Source organism: Sphingobacterium sp. IITKGP-BTPF85 (assembly GCF_001006065.1).
Classification (GTDB): domain Bacteria; phylum Bacteroidota; class Bacteroidia; order Sphingobacteriales; family Sphingobacteriaceae; genus Sphingobacterium; species Sphingobacterium anhuiense.
This window is the reverse complement of sequence record NZ_ASZT02000053.1, coordinates 1-18,764: the sequence shown is the minus strand read 5'-3', so window position 1 is coordinate 18,764 and position 18,764 is coordinate 1. Positions and strand designations below refer to the sequence as shown.

Below are 18,764 nucleotides of genomic sequence, written 5' to 3'. Positions count from 1 at the left end.
ACTCGTAAAAATTATACATATTATATAAAATTTGCCTTGATGGCAACAATCTGCACTTCTGGACTGAGTTCTTGTGAAAAGATGGTAGAAGAAAAGAAATTTGATTTTGTAGAACCTAATGATATTCCTGATTCGGATGAGGGTGTCAATCAATGGACAATGGGAACCTACAGTAAATTGCTGGACGATATGTTTCGATGGAATCTTTTTCCACCAAGCCTAGAGTTTGACTGCGATTATATGAGCGGGCCAGACTGGTCATTCGGTACGCTGGGGGCAGGAAACTTTCAGAACAATGAATACACATCGGCTATGTGGGAAAAGCCATATGCGATCATCCATCGTGCTAATCTGGCTCTGGAAAATATCGAACCAATGACAAAAGCCTCACAGGCCGTAAAGAATAATGGAATGGGCGAGCTTTATTTTTTAAAAGCTTATTCTTATTTTCTTTTGGTACGTGCCTTTGGTGAAGTACCTATTCGTTCTGCATCGGTCAATTCTGGCGCAGATCTTAATGAACCCCGACAGTCAGTAAGTAAAGTATATGCGCATATTATTGAGCTGCTCACAAAGGCAGAAGAACTTCTTTATAAGAATACAGACAATGGTTTTCATGAAGGTCGTGTTTCAGCAGGTGCGGCAGCAAGTTTACTGGCCAAAGTGTATGTAACAATCGGTTCGTCTGCATTGCAGTCTGGTAATGTTTCGGTAAGAGGTGGCCAGCCCTATACGATGAATGGAAGTGAAAAAGTATACACTAATCCAGTATCTTTTACTGTAGCTAAAAAACAGGTTGCTGGATATGAAACATTCAATGCGCAAGAGTATTTTTCAAAAGCTCGTGATAAGGCTCTGCAAGTGATTAATGGTGAGTATGGCAATTATGGCTTGTTAAGCTATGATAATCTTTGGTCTAGGGCCAATAAAAATAAAACTGAACATATCTGGACGCTACAGTCTGTCACCGGTGACCAAAAATATGGGGTAACTTTTTCTCAGGCTTACGGCGGAAATTTCAATGATCAGGGATTTGTGCAGACCGGGTTATGGTGGGGTATGCGTGACCATTGGTATAAACTTTTCGAAAGTAAAGATTACCGTATTGTGAAGGGGGTTATGCATCGTTGGGTTCGCCAGGGTGGAGATACCAATGGCTGGGTCGGAGGTTCTTATTATCCTGATAATACAGAATGGAGTCAAAAAGCACAGGGATATGTAGATGCTAACGGACAAAATGTAGCTCCTGTTGCTCCATTTAATGATGGACGTCAATATCAAAACCAAAAAAATGCTAATTATTTAGCATACCTGACCAAATATAGTGATGTCAGTAACAACAAACTCGAGCGTACAGATGCTCCTTGGTATTTTTTGCGCTTTGCAGATGTTTTACTCATCTATGCCGAAGCAGCTAATGAAGCAGACAACAGTACTGCAGCACGTACACTTGCGTTGGCAAAACTTAATCAAATACGTGAACGCAGCAATGCGACGCCCCGTCGTCTTGCCGGAGATGGCAATATCGATAACCAAAGCGCATTCCGTTCAGCCGTTTTGGAAGAAAGAGCAATGGAGCTAGCACTTGAAGGTGACCGTCGCTGGGATCTGATCCGTTGGGGTATATACCTTGATGTGATGAACAGAATCGGAGGTACTGATGAAGTTGGCGTTGTTAAAGTCCGTTCGGAGAAACACCTGCTCTACCCAATACCAATTTCTGAAGTAGGTGTCAATACAGCAATTCTGTCAAATAATCCAGGCTGGAACTAATCTATTTATCGCGTATAGCGTTTCTTGAAATAATTGTTTTTATGAAAAAATTGAATCGTTCTATTATATATTTTATACTGTTGAGCAGCATGTCTGCAACAGTAATTTCTTGTCAAAAGGATATCGTCAACTTTAAAGAAAGCTATGATGGAGAGTTAACCTCCAATGGTGCCCCTCTCATTCAAAAAGTCTCTACTGCAGGCGATCTGACAACAGGAATCAGTAGCGGAGCGTTGACGGATATGATTGTGCTTCAGGGGGAAAACCTCGCAGAGGTAAAGTCCATCAAATTGAATGATGTCGATGTGGATCTCAGTACCGTATATGCCGTAAGATCGCGGATTACATTACCGATCCCTCGTGTAGTTCCTACTGAGATCAACAATAAGGTGACTGTAGTGACTACCAAAGGGAGTGCGGAGTTTCCGTTTGAAGTTAAAATACCCGATCTGGTAGTGGAGGGTTTATTCAATGAGTTTGTGGCGGCAGGAGATACGGCAATACTCGTCGGTAAATATCTGGATCTGTACAAATTGGACACCTTGGAGGGCGTGTTTTCGATCAATAATATACCTTTGAAACCGATACGTAGCGTTGCCGACTCGGTCTATTTTGTCATACCTACGGCAACAGCCGAGGGCGCTACGCTCGCATTGTCCAGTCCCTTAGTGGCGGTTCCAAAGCAAGTTCGCTTCCGAGAAAAGGGGCTCTCTATTTTAGATATAAAGTCGCTTTCTGCCTATGTAACGGATGGGAAAGCTAATGGTGACCCACAATTATTGCCTGGATTTGACCGGTTTTTACGAATACAACAATCTTTTGCTGCCTGGTCTTGGAATGGTGTTTTTTGGTCTGGATTTGATTTGAACGATGCTGCGGTATTGGCAAATCCCAAAGATTACTATGTTAAATTTGAAATTAATACCAAAAGTACGGCTTCCATTAGTCAGGGTAATTTCATTCTTGGAGGTGATAGGCAGGAAACCCGCTGGAACCCAGCTGAAATGGTGCTTGAATACCTATGGTAAGTGGAAGACCATGCGTGTAGATCTAACTGATTTTTATAAAGATGTTTCCCAGAGTAATGGTACTTACCTCAATACAGGCTGGAATGGATTTGTGTTTTCATATCAACCAACAGTGGATGTTGAGGACGATTTCAGTATATGTAATTTTCGGATAGTCAAAAAATAGATAAGTCTTATGCGAAAATATATAATCAGTAGTTTTATTGGGATTTGCTTATTGCTGTGCGGTATCTCGTGCAATGTCGCTCAGGTTATATCAAATAAGACAGGCGATGATATGGTATCTCTTCACGGTAAACTTCGGGTTTCAGGAACGACACTTGTAGATGCGAAATCTGATACGATCTCCTTACATGGAGTGAGTTTAGGGTGGCATAATTGGTGGCCACGTTTTTACGACAGCGCGACAGTGACATGGTTGAAAGATGACTGGAAAATTAAGGTGGTTCGTGCTGCTATTGGTGTTGAACCCGATGGTGCTTATCTGCAAAATCCAGAAGTAGCGATGCAAAAACTTTATGAAGTGATTGATGCCGCTATTGCAAATGGGGTATACGTAATCGTGGATTGGCATGCGCATCATATACATACCAGTGAAGCTAAATTATTCTTCCAAACGGTGGCCAGAAAGTACCATGCTCATCCAAATATAATCTATGAGATTTATAATGAACCAATGGATACAAGCTGGGAAGAGATAAAGAAATATGCCGAAGAGATCATACCTGCCATTCGTGCCATTGATCCTGATAATATCATATTAGTAGGTTGTCCCAATTGGGATCAGGATATTCATCTGGTAGCAGATGACCCTCTAATAGGATTTGCTAATTTAATGTATACCGTACATTTTTATGCAGGGACACATAAACAGTTTTTGCGCGATCGTGCCGACTATGCACTTAGCAAGAGCATACCAATTTTTATCTCCGAATGTGCGGGTATGAATGCCGATGGTGACGGCGATATTGATTTGGAAGAATGGCAACTTTGGAAAGAATGGGCACAAAAAAATAAGATTAGCTGGGTTGCCTGGTCAATAGCAGATAAAAATGAAAGTTGCTCGATGATTGCTAACAGTCATGTTCCAAGTGCCGGATGGTCCTTAGAACAACTTAAGACATGGGGGAAACTCGTAAGGCAGGATTTAAGAAATATGAAATAATGAATATATATAGTAGGATTGCAGTAGGTATCTTATTGGCAGGGACTTCTCTGTTGCAAAGCTGCCACGTAAAGAGGCATACAAGTGCTGTTTTTGATTTTGGTGCCGATTGGAAATTTCACGCAGGCGAAGGTCTGGACAGCAACTGGAGTAAGAAGGACTATCAGGATAAGTACTGGAAGGATGTCATATCCAATAAAACACTGGTAGAGCAGGGCCAATCGCTGCAGCAGGGATTTGGATGGTATCGCAAGACATTGAAGTTCTCGAATCAAGCACAACGTAACATCAGGAAAGCAGAGGGAGTTGTGCTTGATCTGGGTAAATTTGCCGCTTGTGAAGAAGTTTATGTGAATGGAACACTGATCGGTAAAACAGGTGAGTTTCCTAACAATTTTGCGGGATATTTTGATCATGAACGTACCTATTTCGTACCTATCAAATATCTTGACCTCGATAAAGAAAATAGTATAGCAATCAAGTTTTTCGACGGATGGAGCAGCGCAGGAGGCTTTTTAAATGGTGCTATCATGAAGTTCAACCTGCGTCCACTGCTGATAAGTTGATCTTGAATGTAAATGTTCGCGATGATGATTATGTCTTTCTCGGAACTGACAGTATTGCAATAGCGCCGGCTATCGTCAATAAAGGAAAGGAGGCTGTCAAAGCATATCTAAATATTACTTTGACGACCGATGATGGGCAGCTTGTCAATACACAGCAGGTAAATGTCGCTATTCCTGGAAATGGATCGTTGAATGCCGGTGTATTTGGGTTAAAAAATCCAAAGCCAGGGTTCTATCAATATAAGGTGAGCCTGCAGCTGGATAATGGACAAAAATTGGAACAACAATGTAACGTTGGCTATGAGCCCGAAAAGATCAGTTCTCCGAATGATGCCCGAGCTGATTTTGATGAATTTTGGAAAGCGAACAAACAAGCGCTGGCAGCAATAGAGCCAGATTATCAGTTGATATTACTCCCTGAACAGTCAAGATTGGATTATGATATGTATCAGGTTTCTATGCGTTCATTGGACAATGAGCTGATTATGGGATACTATGCCAAGCCGAAAAAATCTGGAAAACACCCTGTTATTGTCGAGTATATGGGCTATGGTTCGAAACCCTATTTTCCAAACCAAAGCTGGGATGGCTTCGCTTATTTTGTACTGTCTATCCGTGGACAGGCACTTAATGAAAAGACAAACCGTTTTGGGACCTGGTTTACACATGGTATTTTTAGCCAAGATGAATACTATTACAAAGGAGCTTTTATGGATGTAGTGCGAGCACTTGATTTTGTAAGTTCCAGAACTGAGTTGGATGCAAACCGTATTGCCGTACGTGGATCGAGTCAGGGCGGAGCTTTATCGGTAGTAGCGGCTTCACTGGATACGAGAGTAAAGGCTCTGGCAATAGGAATTCCTTTTTTGTCGGATTATAAAGATTATTTTAAGATTGCTCCTTGGCCAAAATCTGATGTAGATAATTATCTGAAACAACATACTGATATCAGTTTGGATCAAGTGTATAAAACGTTGTCTTATTTTGATATTAAAAATTTAGCATCACGTATTCGCGTACCATTGATCATGGGTATCGGGATGCAGGATCATGTATGCCCACCACATATCAACTTTGCAGCTTACAATCAAGTGCAATCAGAAAAATCCTGGATAGCATTTCCAAAATATGGACACAGTACTGGTAATGAATTTCATGTTGCCGGCCTTGATTTATTCAGACGAATTCTTTCCGTGGAAAAACCAGATTAAAGCAAAAGTTAACATTATATTTTATTAAAATGATGAGTACATTATTTAAGCAACGTCTAGAAGAGGTTGAAGCAGCTCACTATGCCTTATTACAACGGGAAAATACAGCAATAAGTGCTGGAAATGGAATCTATGAGCGTTATGAGTACCCAGTGGTCACAGCCGCACATACACCGCTATTCTGGCGTTATGATCTGGATGAAGTGACAAATCCATTTTTGCTGGAGCGCTTTGGTATAAACGGTACTTTTAATGCTGGAGCAATCAAATGGAACGGAAAGTACTTGCTTGTGGTTCGGGTTGAAGGCAATGATCGTAAATCTTTTTTTGCCATAGCGGAAAGTCCAAATGGAATCGATAACTTCAAATTTTGGGATTTTCCGATTGACCTGCCTGAGACTGCAGATCCGGATACCAATGTCTATGATATGCGCCTGATAGCACATGAGGATGGATGGATCTATGGTATTTTTTGTTCAGAACGTAAAGATCCAAATGCTGTTCCTGGAGATCTGTCTTCGGCAGTTGCCGCCGCTGGGATAGTACGAACAAAAATCTGAAACAATGGGAGAGGTTGCCAGATTTAATATCAAAAAGCCAACAACGTAACGTCGTTCTCCATCCGGAATTTGTGAATGGTAAATATGCCCTCTATACAAGGCCTCAAGATGGATTTATCGATACCGGAAGCGGAGGTGGAATTGGTTGGGGACTTGTCGATTCAATGGAAAATGCTATTTTGGATGAAGAAACGATTATTAATCATCGTTATTATCATACGATAAAGGAACTGAAAAATGGGGAGGGGCCAGCACCCATCAAGACCGAAAAGGGATGGTTGCATCTTGCTCATGGCGTTCGTGCCTGCGCAGCAGGACTTCGCTATGTTCTGTATGTATATTTGACTGATTTAGAAAAGCCAGAAAAGTTGATTGCTGAACCTGCTGGTCATCTGATGGCACCACGAGGTGATGAGCGCATAGGCGATGTCTCGAATGTTCTTTTCACGAATGGTTGGATTGCAGATGAAGACGGTAAAGTTTTTATCTATTATGCATCCAGTGATACACGCATGCATGTTGCAGTATCATCTGTCGAACGTTTATTGGACTACTGTCTAAGCACAGCCCCAGATGGTATGCGTTCAAAAAATCTGTCGAAACATTGAAAGATATCATTTCTAAAAATTTAAAAATTTAAATTACTCAAAACTTAATGTAAGACGAAAATGAAGATCACTACTGAGAATATCAGCCTCAAAGAAAAAATCGGTTATGGACTGGGTGATGCCGCCTCTTCTATGTTCTGGAAACTGTTTGGTATATACCTGATGTTTTTTACACCGATATATTTGGTATGGAGGCTAAATTGGTCGGTACGATGTTTTTGATAACGCGTGTCTGGGATTCGTTATTCGATCCGATTATCGGTATAATTGCTGACCGTACAAATTCTAAATGGGGTAAGTTTAGACCTTATATTTTATATGTAGCGGTTCCATTCGGAGTGCTCGGTGTTTTTACGTTTTACACCCCTTCATTTGGTGAAGAGGGAAAGTTAATTTATGCTTATTTAACATACTCACTAATGATGATGGTCTATTCGGCTATCAATGTGCCATATGCTGCTCTTTTGGGTGTAATGAGTGCTTCACCAAAAACGAGAAGCATATTGGCTACTTTTAGAATGAGTTTTGCCTACATCGGTAGTTTTGTGACCCTATTGCTTTTCAATCCTATGGTCAATTACTTTAGCGCCCATAGTAATGATATCGAGGCACAGAGGCACGGATGGGTTATGGCTGCGGCTGTTATAGCCATATGTTGTATTGTTCTTTTTTTACTATGCTTTGCTTGGACAAAGGAGCGTGTGCAGCCTGCAAAGGAATCAAATTCCAGCTTAAAAAAGGATGTAAAAGAACTTTTTAATAACGGCCCATGGTGGGTCCTGTTGGGCGCAGGACTTTCTACTCTGATATTCAATTCGGTACGAGACGGAGCGGCACTTTACTATTTCAAATACTATATAGATGAAGAGCATTATGGTAAAATTATGCTAGTCAATGTACCTTTTGTACTGAGTGGATTGTATCTGGCATTGGGACAGCTCGCCAATATCGTTGGTGTAATCATTGCCGCACCTTTGAGTAATTTTATCGGCAAGAAAAATACTTTTATGCTGACGATGCTGATCGCAACTTTAGGAAGTATACTTTTCTATTGGATGGATAAAGATTATTTATGGGGAATTTTTTCGTTGCAAGTATTGATCAGTATATGTGCGGGGGCTGTGTTTCCATTACTCTGGTCTATGTATGCAGATTGCGTCGATTATTCGGAATTTAAAACCGGCAACAGAGCTACCGGTTTAATTTTTAGTTCCTCTTCTATGAGTCAAAGTTGGGCTGGGCTTTTGGTACCGCGATAACAGGATGGTTGCTCGGATACTACGGTTTTCAGGCAAATCAGCTACAGTCGCAAGAGACAATAAGTGGAATTAAGATGTTTTTAAGTTTTTTTCCCGCAGTGGGCACAGTATTATCAATCATATTCATTAGTTTTTATCCATTGAACGAACAAAAAATGCAGGCTATATCTGTCGAATTGGATAAACGTAGAAATTAAATTGGTCTGAAGAAAATGATGAAAGGGTTTAAAGAAGAACTGGAAAATAATATTCTCCCATACTGGATGAAAAATATGGTAGATGAAGAGCATGGTGGTTTTATGGGCAGATTGACGGGAACAATAAAGCGCATAAAAAAGCTAATAAAGGAGCAGTAATGCATGCGCGCATATTGTGGACATATTCGGCAGCTTACCGACTATTTGGAAAAGATTGTTACCGTAAAATGGCTGATAGGGCTTATTTCTACTTTAGAGATTATTTTATCGATCGCGTGTACGGGGGGGTATTTTGGGAACTCGATTACCTTGGTAATCCTGTTAATCCAAAAAACAGACCTATGCACAGGGATTTGCTCTGTATGCATTTGCCGAATATTATCGAGCTACAGGAACACCAATGGCGCTGGCATATGCAAAAGAATTTTTTTATCAAATCGAAGCATGTAAGGATACTATTTTAGGGGGCTATTGGGAGGCTTTTACGGAAGATTGGCAACCAATTGCAGATATGAGATTGAGCGATAAGGATCAGAATGAAGCCAAGACTATGAATACCCACCTCCATATTTTGGAACCTTACACGAACCTGCTCAGGATATGGGATGATGTCTCTCTTAAAAAAGCACAAAAAGAATTGATCTCCTTATTTATTGATCGTATATATAATGCTGAGACAGGGCATCTACAATTGTTCTTTGATGCAGATTGGCATGTTCAAGGAGATATTCAATCTTTCGGGCATGATATCGAGGCGGCCTGGTTGCTGTTGGAGGCAGCACAGGTCCTGGGCGATGCTATGTTGGAGGATCAGATTAGATCGGTTGTGCCCAGTATTGCAAATGCTGCCATGGAAGGACTGTTATCCGATGGTAGTATGGCTTATGAAAAAAAGATAACCATTGGGACCGCGAAAGGCATTGGTGGGTACAGGCAGAAGCGGTAGTAGGTCTGTCATATGTAGGAAGACTGTTGAACAACACGTCTTATCAGAATAAGGCTGCTGCTGTCTGGAATTATATTCAGCATAATTTAGTTGATAAACATGAAGGTGAATGGTATTGGAGTAGGCTGGAGAATGGTGATATAAACAGAAAGGAAGATAAAGCTGGTTTTTGGAAATGTCCTTATCATAATGGGCGTATGTGCCTTGAAATGCTTGAAAACTTTGATAACATATGATAAAACAAATTGTAACATGGTTCGCATTATTAATCATGCAAACGGTTAATCTGGTTGCAGCAAAGACTATATTACCGATTGATTCCATGGCAACAATCGAAACTGTTGCGCTATACAACAATCTAATAAAGATACAATCTCAACGCGCTGTGATCTTAGGCCAGCAGGATGCCCTTCGTTATGGCAGGTCGTGGCAAGGAGAAAAAGACCGTAGTGATATAAAGGATGTTGCTGGAAGCCACCCGGCTTTACTAGGTCTTGATTTTCAGGTGTTAACGCATTTGGATAGCAATTATAGAAAGACTGAAACGGACAAATTAGTGAACGCAGTAAAAGATATGTATCAAAGAGGTGGTATTATTACCTTCTCTTGGCATATGTCCAATCCGATAAACGATGGATCATATGAATGGAAAGAAAATCCACAAATCGCAGTACTGGAGATGTTGCCTGGCGGAAGTGCCAATCGGAAGTATCAACATTACCTTCAACTCATGCGCGATTTTCTAAGACGTTGTACAGGTAGCAAGGGAGAGGCAATTCCCATTATTTTTAGACCTTTTCATGAATTTGATGGCGATTGGTTCTGGTGGGGTAGGGGGCATGTTTCTGCATCTGAATTTATTCAACTGTGGCGATATACGGTTGATTATTTAAAGAATGATCTTGATGTCCATCAACTGCTGTATGCATTTTCCCCAGACTGTCGTTTTCAAAGTGAGGAGCTTATCTTGAGCAGTACCCAGGTGATGATTACGTAGATATCTTGGGTATGGATAATTATTGGGATTTTCGTCCTGATGGTGCGAATGATCCTATTGCGGCAATGAAAAAGTTAGGTATTGTTTCCACTATTGCTCTTGAAAAAAATAAACTGGCCGCACTTACTGAGGTAGGTTTGGAACAAATTACAGATTCAACGTGGTTTACAAATGTATTGCATCCCATTTTGAAAAAGTGGCCTCTAGCGTATTGTATGTTGTGGCGCAATGCTCATGATATACCTACGCACTATTATGTGCCGACGACAGAGCATCCGGCAGCTCATGATTTTGGCGTATTTTGCAAATCCAAAGATATGATACTTTTGAATGATCTTCCTTTAATCTATAAACCCACAAAAAGATGAAAATAAAAAAGAAGTTATTCCATTTCACTGAAATAGTGGTCTGCTTTGCTTTTATGGCTGTAAGCATGGATGCATGGGGCCAAAAACCAGCAGACCCAAAGGCAACCAAAGAAACTCAGGACCTTTACGATAGGATCAACCAACAACGCACTAAAGGTATTGCTGTAGGGCATCAAGATGCCCTAGCCTACGGACATGGCTGGTATAAAGTAAAAGGAAACAGTGATGTGAAGACAGTAACGGGAAAATATCCAAAAGTTATCGGCTGGGAAATGGGGGATGTGGAACTCGGGAAAGCTTATAATTTGGATTCAGTATATTTCGATGATATGAGCAACTATATTCGAGATACACATCAACGTGGAGGTATTACAACGCTGAGCTGGCACGGAAACAATATTGCTACGGGTAATAATGCGTGGGATTGTGGGCAGGACACTGTAGTAAGATCGATTTTACCTAATGGTGTGCACCACCGTGAATATTTAGGATGGCTGGATAAGGTGGCCGATTTTCTGTTGGATCTTAAGGATCATGATCAAAAGTTAATTCCTGTTGTACTTAGGCCCTATCACGAACATACCGGCGCATGGTTTTGGTGGGGAGCAAAACAATGCTCTCCCGATGAATACAGGAATTTATGGAGAATGACTGTGGATTATTTTCAAAAGCACCATGATATCCATCATGTACTGTACTGTTATTCTCCTTCGGAAACCGAAAATGAAGCACATTTTCTAGAAAGGTATCCTGGAGATGATTATGTTGATCTTGTTGCCTTCGACTGTTATGTGGCTGGCAAAGGAACGTCTGATGATATTGCAAATTATAAGATAGCAATGGCTAAAAATATTGAAATAATAACGGGCTATGCAAAGAAATCAGGTAAGATCCCAACGATCGGCGAAACTGGTCTGGAGTCAGTGAAAGATCCCACTTATTTTACAGAAGTGGTTTATCCTCTGGTAAAGGGAAAAGAGTTAGCATGGATATTATTTTGGAGAAATGCCTATGAAGCGGACAAACCTGAACACTATTATATTCCGTTTAAGGGCCATCCCGCTTCGATAGATTTCAAGAAATTTGTGAATAAAAAAGATGTATTCTTAGTCAAATAGATGGTGACCAGGTGCGATCATTTTATTGTCCGCTTTGTGCCATTTTATGAAATTTTGGACTGTAGTGCACCATGTGTAGAACCTTTTTAGGTTTAATCAAAGTAAGCTTAGATTAAATGTGGTTGACCTTAATAGCGTGCTTTACTTTTTTCTGGACGGTATGTACAGCTAGAACCTAATGCCCGAATAAAGAAAGTAGGAAAAGTTTTTTTTCAATTTTTTGAATAAAGTAGGCCTTTATTGTAAATTTGAATAACTTGCTTTTCTTAAATATAAAAAATGAATTTGCTTAAAATTGTTGATTATAAGTCTAATTACGCTCCTGTATTTAAAGAGTTGAATGAAAGGTGGATAAAAAAATATTTCACCATTGAACTGCAGGATATAGAAACTTTAAATAGCCCTCAGGAGATTATCGATCACGGAGGATTTATCATAGTTTGTTTATATGATCATATTCCTGTTGGAGTCTGTGCCGTAAAAAAGATCACTGATATCCGTTATGAACTATGTAAATTTGCTGTTGATGAACAGTATCAAGGTATGGGTATTGGAAAATTAATTCTTGAACATTGTATTTCTGAGGCAAAAATTAGAAATATTCCTACATTGTTTTTGGAGGGTAATACTAAATTAGGATCTTCCATTCATTTATATGAAAAGTTTGGATTTAAAAAAATTTCTTTGGCAGAACATGCTCCACATTACTCTCGCGTTGATATTATTATGGAATTAAATCTAATTTAACCATATAAATACTTAAAGATTGGGACGATTTACAGCCGATATTGATACAAAAACTATACTTTGTATCTATTTTGACTATGTCGCTCAACTCAATTTACTTCAAGTTGTATATAATGAGCTATGAGAATATTTTTATTGTTGTATTTCTTTCATGCGAAAAGGCATATTGGCAAATTTAATAATGTTCCATTTAATTGTGCTAGAGCTCTACCAGCAGTAATTGTTTTACGTAGAACTATTTTAATTTATATATCAACATTTGGTGGTAATAGAGGTAATGCGTTATAAGGTTTTTAGATATCGAATGTGCTCATAACTTAAAGGTAAATCTTACTTCCGTAATTAATAAGAGTAAAAATAGCGAAAATTTACTCTCGTTTATCAATCACCTTATCCTTCACTTTCATCTCCAACAGCTTATTGCGGTAATAATAACAAATCAACTTATCATGAACGACTCCTCTTTATCACCAACATTAAATCCTATCTTTTTCCTTTCTTTTGGGATGGGTCCTCTATTTCCTTCGGAGAGTGCTTCGCAGTTTTATCTTGGCTACTAACTCGACAATTCGACTCTTAAAATTAAAAGTTGACTTTAAAATTTCAAAAAATAATAAGAAAAATAGCTTTAAGGGGAATCCTAGCGCTATTAACCAATATATATTTGTGATAGCATGCTCATAAGAGCAACACTAAAAAATAAATATTTCTAGTAGATTTTCAAAAAAAAAGGCTCTCTCAAAAAAATGAAAAAGCCTTCAAAACCAGATAAACATGATAAAATTAAATTAAATCTAATATGAAGATAAAATTAATCTTTCAGATCTAATTAGAAAAAATCAAATCCAGTGTTTTTACTTGGTGATAGTAAGTACTTTTTACTTTGATTTTATGGCTTTTGCAGGAATTATAAACGAGCTTAATAACTCGAGGCTAAAGTATCGCTTTTTTTCATTTCGGTATGGATAGGCAGTTTCAACATTTGTTTGTTGCATTTTTTCAACAGCGAAGATTTCTCTAATCTTTATAGCTTGAAAAAAGAATGAAGTTTTAAAAAAAGCGTATTAAGGTATTGATATCTTCTTAATTTGCAATTAGAAATGGTCGATATTAAGCTCATAATTTGTTTAAGTAAATTTTAAATTATTATTTGGATTGTATCTAAATAAGATTAAATTTGTCCAGTAATCATACGATATGGACGTTCAAAAGAATTTAATAGATTGTCAATCAATTGATGAGAAATGTTTCGAATTGATTTATAAACGCTATTGGGATCAGGTGCTAGCATATGCGACCTGTATTGTCCATGATCAATCGTTAGCTGAAGATATTGTACAACATGTGTTTGTCTCCCTGTGGGATAAAAGAAGTGAACGACATATTGAAAATATCGAAAATTATCTCAAAAGGGCAGTAAAATATACTGCTTTCCATGAAATCAAAAAAAGACTTAATATAGACGATAATATGAATCTTAGTGATGTTGATATTATCGGTGATCAGGAATCCGATCAAGACATCCTGTATAAAGATTTACATCAGCGACTAGATGAAATCATTACAAAACTTCCTTCCAAAAGTAAAGATCTGTTTGTACTTAAATTTAAAGATGGGCTAGACAATAATGCGATTGCATCTGCTCTGGATCTTTCCGAGAAAACAATTCGTAATAAGCTCTCTATCAGTTTAAAATCAGTAAGAGTAAACCTTAAAAAAGTTGGTTTTTAACCACTTTAATCTCCTTATTTATATTTAGTATAAATAAATCGGGACATTTTTTATTAAAACTACACCTAGTACTATGGATGTTCATATGTAATCCTCAACAGACATCCTTTTTCTTCTTATGATAATGAACAAGAATATGCAATGTGCTATTCAAGAATTCAGCTAAAAAGATAGTTTAGATGCTGATATTATAGTAATGAGATTACTGAGTGAGGTGTTTTTAATATGGAGGTTTGCAAAATTAAGAACCTTTTAAAGTGATAATAAAACAGTAAATGCAATCTAAACAATTATTTTTAACAAGTTTTTTTTTACACATCTCTCTTTTGCTATGTGCACAAAAAATAGAAACGTTTAATCTATCTGGTTACGTAAAAGATACTTTTGGAAAACCTATCTCTGGGGCAACTATCTATATAAGGGAATTGGATAAGGGAACGACAAGTGATGTGGATGGATCCTATCAATTCTTAAAATTAAAAAACTCTAATTTAAATGTACGCGTATCAAGTGTCGGTTACCATTCGGAAACGAAAACCTTAAATCTTTCCACTAATGAAAATTCTTTTTTGGATTTCCAGTTGCGCCGTGATGAGAAATCACTCGCGGAGGTTTCTGTGGTTGGACAAAGATTAAACCAGCGAAAGGTACAGGAAATAAAACAATCGGGCTATGCTGTCAATGTCATTGACCTGACTACACAAGTAGATAAGGTTGCAGATCTGAACCAATTATTAAGACGATCTCCTGGAGTAACTATTCGTGAAAATGGTGGAATGGGATCGGATTTCTCGTTTAAAATTAATGGTCTGGATGCGAAAATATTTATTGATGAGGTGCCCATGGAAAATTATGGAAGCTCCATGACCTTGAATAATATTCCGGTCAACTTAGTTGACCGTATTGAAGTTTATAAAGGTGTTGTGCCAGCCTATTTACCTACAGACGTACTGGGAGGTGCTGTAAACATTATCACAAAACGTAGAAACAAACAGTTTTTTGATTTCAGTTATGGATATGGTTCTTTCAATACACACCAAGCATCATTGATCGCAAATATGAGAGATGCCAAAACGGGCTTGATGGTCAAAGCGGATGCTTTTTTTAACCATTCGGACAATAATTATATGATGTACAGTAATCCCAAATATGGTATTAATCTGGACGGATATTTTAAATCATTTGTCGATGAAGAAACTGGAATTGTGCAGAATCAATTGGTAAAAGTAGATAAAGCCCGCCGTTTTCATGATGCCTATACTTCGGGAATGGGAAAATTGGAGGCTGGATTTGAAAACGTGAAATGGCAGATCGATTACTTTTTGGCCTAAGCTATTCTGAAAATAATAAGGAAATACAAATGGGCTCAAATATAAAATCGGTATACGGCGGTCGATGGTCCGAAAATAAATTCCTTACACCTAGCATACAGTACCGGAAAAATGGGCTATTTCTTCCGGATCTTTATGTTGATGTTTTTGCGAGCTATGGTGATAGTCGTACAGAGGTACGTGATACTGCAAAGTATCTCTATTACTGGTCCGGAATACCGCAAAGCAATGGCACATTCAAAGAAGAGGCTTATGATCAGATTATAAACAAAAGTTATATTGCAAAAACAGACTTTTCTTACAATCTCAATAAGAAAAAATCGCAAGTAATCAACTTGAGCTATAACCTCAGTACCAATCAGCAAAAGAATTTTGATATGATGAAAACTGAGGAGTATCGAGAAATCAATAGCAGGCCAAAGCGTCTAAACAAACACCTGATAAATTTGGCTTGGCAAGGGCAATGGTTAGATGAAAAACTAAGTTCTGTGGTATTCTTTAAATATTATGGGATGGATAATAGCTATACTGCAGATGAACGAAAATACGATAGCGACGGAAAACTTATATCAGGAGATGTGGTCCAGTATAATAACTATAAAGACTACAAAAGTGGTGGCTTGACCTTAAGATACCTTTTAAAGAAAGATGTAGGTATCAAAACCTCGCTTGAGAAGTCATATAAATTACCTTCCGTAGAGCAGTTATACGGAAATGTCGTGTATGTATTACCAAATGTTGATCTAAAGCCTGAAGAGTCCAATAATGTTAATCTAGGGATGTTTTATAACGGATATTTTAATGATCAGCATTTTATCAATGTAGATGTCACCACTTTCTTACGTAATACCAATAATTATATACAGATGGTCAGTGCCGGGAACTATTATCGATACTCCAACCTCGATGGAGCAAGATTATATGGGATCGAGTTTGATGCGAAATACGGCTATAAAGATCTGTTTCGGGTCAATGTGAATGGTAGCTATGATAAAGCAATTGTAACGAAATTACAAACAGGAGAATCTGTTGATAAGGAAGGATCGATCTTGCACAAACAACTGCCAAATAGACCTTATTTATATGGAAATGTGGATGTTTCAATTGGGAAAAATGATTGGTTAGGAAAAGGAACCCGTATTGAATTGACCTATATGAATCAATATACCCATAAATTTTATATGAGCTGGGACAATTTGGCTTCTCAAGAGACAAAACTATATATTCCCAGTCAAGACGTTCATTCTGCAATCCTTTCCTACTCTTGGAAGCATAATAAATACGGAATTTCTATGGAAGCTAGAAACTTTACCGATGAAAGACTTTACGATAATTTTGGACTGCAAAAAGCAGGTCGTGCATTCTATACCAAATTAAGAATGTCCATCTTTTAATTTAAATTTTAACAATATATACTATACAAATATGCGTTTTATGAATACTTATTTTAAAAAATCATGCCTGATGGCCGGTGTGGCTTTGAGTTTTGCGGCCTGTAAAAGCTCTTCTGATAATACAAATACAATACCTGATGAAATAGCTAAAGCTTCAAAATATGGTATTACGATTCAGGTGGAAGCTGCAGGAGAAAAACATGATTATATTTTGCCGGTTGAAGACCTGATGAAAGAAGGATCGGTATCTCCTGTAGGATTCGGGATTGACGTGACTGGAAAGATAGATCAAACTTACGGGGTAAGAGAAGGGTCTAATATTTTTATAACAGAGGGTAATGCTGTATTTAAATACTCAGTAGCAACTGGCGATATCGTCGAAAAAGGGAATGCTGTGGTGTCTAATCCAGGAAACTATTTGGGGATGATGAAGTCGGCATTTGTTGATGGACGCGTAAATTTTAACAATTGGTCGGCATCATATAATGCTGCTACAGAAGCTATCGATAAACGTTTATTTATTATCGATACAGCGACCATGATTGTGAAAGGTGAATCGGCATTAAATTTTAAAGTTCCTGCAATCGCTAAAGCTGGTAAACCAAATGAATTTTATGACAAGTCAACGATTCAATTATCTCCAACAAGTTTAGGAATTAGAAATGGTAAAATCTATGTCGGATTCTTGTATCTAACACCTGAGTGGGCCTCTCCAGCAAAGCAAGTCGCTTATGTGCTGACTGCGGACTATCCAAGTTTACAAAATCAAAAGATTGCTTCTAATGATAAATATGGACATACAACAGGTACCTGGTATCAAACAAAATCGAGCTTTTTCGATGAAAACGGAAATTATTATTTCACGACTATCCGTGAAGGAAAGTATTACACTTTATTGCGTATGAAGGCTGGTACTACAGAAATAGATCCAGATTATGCATTTGATTTGTCAAATTATAGCTTATTCTCTGAAGGTTATATGGGACAGCAATCGGATCAGCACACCTATTTAAAAGATGGTAAAGCATTATTGGGCGCTTATGTTTTTGACATCAATAATAAAGTGATGGTCAAAAATCTAAATGATTCTGGATTAGGGAAAGTTCAGATCGTGCCTTCAAATGGCGTATTAGTCGATGGTGGTAAAGCTTATGTATTTGTGAAAACTGTAGATTCTCAGTGGTACATAGCTTGCTATGATACCGATAAAAACGAATTTAAAAGAGGTATACAAATCAAAGGTGGAATTACTTCTGCTTATGGTGTGGTTAAATATTAAGACCGCTGTACTTTTCTTTGTTATATTTCATTACTCTTAGTGTTAAGGAATATAAACTAGGTATTCTAGCTTAAACAGTTGAAAAATGAAAAAGCGTGAATGATAATTATGTTATTAGCAACAAATAAAGATCATTTAAACAATAAGAGCCGTTTCAAATTGAAGCGGCTCTTGTTTTTTATGTAATTCTTAAAGCTATTGTGCTTTTAAAGTATTCTTTTTCGTATGCATAACTATCCATTTTCTGGATGATCACCATCACATTAGAATTGTTGGTGCAGATCTTCTTCCTCCCCAACTTGAGGTCGCATTTTACGACTTCAAATTCTCCATTCTTCATGGTTAGGTAAAAACATAAATTCTGAGTGTAACTACTCAGGTTGTTTATTTCATATTTTGATTTTTCTAAAAATTGTCTTGTTTTTTATCCACATTTGACTGTATAACTTTCTATTTATATTTCTAGGTATTATTTTCTTAAAATCT

The 18,764-nt window shown here is 37.9% G+C and carries 20 protein-coding genes and 1 pseudogene; all 21 read left to right on the top strand.

The annotated features are described in order from the left end of the window. Nucleotides 1–39: 39 nt before the first annotated feature. On the top strand, nt 40–1,773 hold the full coding sequence (locus L950_RS12065; RefSeq protein WP_046792031.1) for a RagB/SusD family nutrient uptake outer membrane protein: 1,734 nt from the start codon (nt 40–42) through the stop codon (nt 1,771–1,773). Between the two features lie 41 nt (nt 1,774–1,814). Further along, nucleotides 1,815–2,801, top strand: coding sequence for a glycan-binding surface protein (locus L950_RS12060; RefSeq protein WP_031289617.1), 987 nt, complete (start codon nt 1,815–1,817; stop codon nt 2,799–2,801). Then, on the top strand, nt 2,785–2,967 hold the full coding sequence (locus L950_RS28605; RefSeq protein WP_197086402.1) for a glycan-binding surface protein: 183 nt from the start codon (nt 2,785–2,787) through the stop codon (nt 2,965–2,967). The genes L950_RS12060 and L950_RS28605 overlap by 17 nt, the downstream gene beginning before the upstream one ends. Before the next feature lie 9 nt (nt 2,968–2,976). After that, nucleotides 2,977–3,966, top strand: coding sequence for a glycoside hydrolase family 5 protein (locus tag L950_RS12055; RefSeq protein ID WP_031289615.1), 990 nt, complete (start codon nt 2,977–2,979; stop codon nt 3,964–3,966). Next, on the top strand, nt 3,924–4,532 hold the full coding sequence (locus tag L950_RS28600; protein ID WP_156169670.1) for a hypothetical protein: 609 nt from the start codon (nt 3,924–3,926) through the stop codon (nt 4,530–4,532). Before L950_RS12055 ends, L950_RS28600 begins: the two co-directional genes overlap by 43 nt. Before the next feature lie 2 nt (nt 4,533–4,534). Beyond that, entirely contained in the window at nt 4,535–5,743 is a 1,209-nt protein-coding gene (locus L950_RS12050; RefSeq protein WP_197086401.1) for an acetylxylan esterase, read from the top strand. 29 nt (nt 5,744–5,772) lie between these two features. Further along, a complete protein-coding gene (locus tag L950_RS36500; RefSeq protein ID WP_316930624.1) occupies nt 5,773–6,303 on the top strand; it encodes a hypothetical protein in 531 nt (176 codons plus the stop codon). A gap of 14 nt (nt 6,304–6,317) precedes the next feature. Continuing rightward, on the top strand, nt 6,318–6,911 hold the full coding sequence (locus L950_RS36495; RefSeq protein ID WP_316930623.1) for a hypothetical protein: 594 nt from the start codon (nt 6,318–6,320) through the stop codon (nt 6,909–6,911). Between the two features lie 137 nt (nt 6,912–7,048). Continuing rightward, nucleotides 7,049–8,367, top strand: a pseudogene (locus L950_RS12040) (MFS transporter). Nucleotides 8,368–8,382: 15 nt separating this feature from the next. Further along, on the top strand, nt 8,383–8,526 hold the full coding sequence (locus L950_RS33010) for a hypothetical protein (protein WP_021192162.1): 144 nt from the start codon (nt 8,383–8,385) through the stop codon (nt 8,524–8,526). Further along, the gene (locus L950_RS37295; protein WP_262507071.1) at nt 8,526–8,831 is read left to right on the top strand and encodes a hypothetical protein; all 306 of its coding nucleotides are present in this window, start codon (nt 8,526–8,528) and stop codon (nt 8,829–8,831) included. The genes L950_RS33010 and L950_RS37295 overlap by 1 nt, the downstream gene beginning before the upstream one ends. Next, nucleotides 8,726–9,313, top strand: a complete 588-nt coding sequence (locus L950_RS35375; protein WP_262507073.1) for an AGE family epimerase/isomerase — start codon at nt 8,726–8,728, stop codon at nt 9,311–9,313. Before L950_RS37295 ends, L950_RS35375 begins: the two co-directional genes overlap by 106 nt. A 5-nt stretch (nt 9,314–9,318) precedes the next feature. After that, nucleotides 9,319–9,549 (top strand): hypothetical protein, encoded by a 231-nt coding sequence (locus L950_RS35370; protein ID WP_262507072.1) that lies wholly within the window; start codon nt 9,319–9,321, stop codon nt 9,547–9,549. Further along, on the top strand, nt 9,546–10,310 hold the full coding sequence (locus L950_RS35365; protein ID WP_197086400.1) for a glycosyl hydrolase: 765 nt from the start codon (nt 9,546–9,548) through the stop codon (nt 10,308–10,310). The genes L950_RS35370 and L950_RS35365 overlap by 4 nt, the downstream gene beginning before the upstream one ends. Before the next feature lie 11 nt (nt 10,311–10,321). Then, nucleotides 10,322–10,678, top strand: a complete 357-nt coding sequence (locus L950_RS35360) for a hypothetical protein (protein WP_197086399.1) — start codon at nt 10,322–10,324, stop codon at nt 10,676–10,678. Then, nucleotides 10,675–11,796, top strand: coding sequence for a glycoside hydrolase family 26 protein (locus tag L950_RS12025; protein WP_021192161.1), 1,122 nt, complete (start codon nt 10,675–10,677; stop codon nt 11,794–11,796). Before L950_RS35360 ends, L950_RS12025 begins: the two co-directional genes overlap by 4 nt. 279 nt (nt 11,797–12,075) lie before the next feature. Beyond that, nucleotides 12,076–12,543, top strand: coding sequence for a GNAT family N-acetyltransferase (locus L950_RS12020; RefSeq protein WP_021192160.1), 468 nt, complete (start codon nt 12,076–12,078; stop codon nt 12,541–12,543). A gap of 1,197 nt (nt 12,544–13,740) precedes the next feature. Further along, complete coding sequence (locus L950_RS12015; RefSeq protein ID WP_021192159.1) at nt 13,741–14,274, top strand: sigma-70 family RNA polymerase sigma factor; 534 nt, start codon at nt 13,741–13,743, stop codon at nt 14,272–14,274. 326 nt (nt 14,275–14,600) lie between these two features. Further along, nucleotides 14,601–15,605 carry a carboxypeptidase-like regulatory domain-containing protein gene (locus L950_RS12010; protein ID WP_197086398.1) on the top strand — a complete coding sequence of 335 codons (1,005 nt, stop codon included), beginning with the start codon at nt 14,601–14,603 and terminating at the stop codon, nt 15,603–15,605. Further along, nucleotides 15,578–16,999 carry a TonB-dependent receptor domain-containing protein gene (locus tag L950_RS12005; protein ID WP_031289605.1) on the top strand — a complete coding sequence of 474 codons (1,422 nt, stop codon included), beginning with the start codon at nt 15,578–15,580 and terminating at the stop codon, nt 16,997–16,999. Before L950_RS12010 ends, L950_RS12005 begins: the two co-directional genes overlap by 28 nt. A 40-nt stretch (nt 17,000–17,039) precedes the next feature. Then, nucleotides 17,040–18,278, top strand: a complete 1,239-nt coding sequence (locus L950_RS12000; RefSeq protein ID WP_156169668.1) for a hypothetical protein — start codon at nt 17,040–17,042, stop codon at nt 18,276–18,278. Nucleotides 18,279–18,764 lie beyond the last annotated feature (486 nt).

What these genes read in the sequence shown, in the direction of transcription:
- L950_RS33010 (WP_021192162.1), top strand. Translation starts at nt 8,383, where the DNA reads ATGATGAAAGGGTTTAAAGAAGAACTGGAAAATAATATTCTCCCATAC.
- L950_RS36500 (WP_316930624.1), top strand. Translation starts at nt 5,773, where the DNA reads ATGATGAGTACATTATTTAAGCAACGTCTAGAAGAGGTTGAAGCAGCT.
- L950_RS12025 (WP_021192161.1), top strand. Translation starts at nt 10,675, where the DNA reads ATGAAAATAAAAAAGAAGTTATTCCATTTCACTGAAATAGTGGTCTGC.
- L950_RS35365 (WP_197086400.1), top strand. Translation starts at nt 9,546, where the DNA reads ATGATAAAACAAATTGTAACATGGTTCGCATTATTAATCATGCAAACG.
- L950_RS12020 (WP_021192160.1), top strand. Translation starts at nt 12,076, where the DNA reads ATGAATTTGCTTAAAATTGTTGATTATAAGTCTAATTACGCTCCTGTA.
- L950_RS12015 (WP_021192159.1), top strand. Translation starts at nt 13,741, where the DNA reads ATGGACGTTCAAAAGAATTTAATAGATTGTCAATCAATTGATGAGAAA.
- L950_RS28600 (WP_156169670.1), top strand. Translation starts at nt 3,924, where the DNA reads ATGGGGGAAACTCGTAAGGCAGGATTTAAGAAATATGAAATAATGAAT.
- L950_RS12055 (WP_031289615.1), top strand. Translation starts at nt 2,977, where the DNA reads ATGCGAAAATATATAATCAGTAGTTTTATTGGGATTTGCTTATTGCTG.
- L950_RS12060 (WP_031289617.1), top strand. Translation starts at nt 1,815, where the DNA reads ATGAAAAAATTGAATCGTTCTATTATATATTTTATACTGTTGAGCAGC.
- L950_RS12065 (WP_046792031.1), top strand. Translation starts at nt 40, where the DNA reads ATGGCAACAATCTGCACTTCTGGACTGAGTTCTTGTGAAAAGATGGTA.
- L950_RS37295 (WP_262507071.1), top strand. Translation starts at nt 8,526, where the DNA reads ATGCATGCGCGCATATTGTGGACATATTCGGCAGCTTACCGACTATTT.
- L950_RS35360 (WP_197086399.1), top strand. Translation starts at nt 10,322, where the DNA reads ATGGATAATTATTGGGATTTTCGTCCTGATGGTGCGAATGATCCTATT.
- L950_RS12005 (WP_031289605.1), top strand. Translation starts at nt 15,578, where the DNA reads ATGGCAGATCGATTACTTTTTGGCCTAAGCTATTCTGAAAATAATAAG.
- L950_RS12000 (WP_156169668.1), top strand. Translation starts at nt 17,040, where the DNA reads ATGAATACTTATTTTAAAAAATCATGCCTGATGGCCGGTGTGGCTTTG.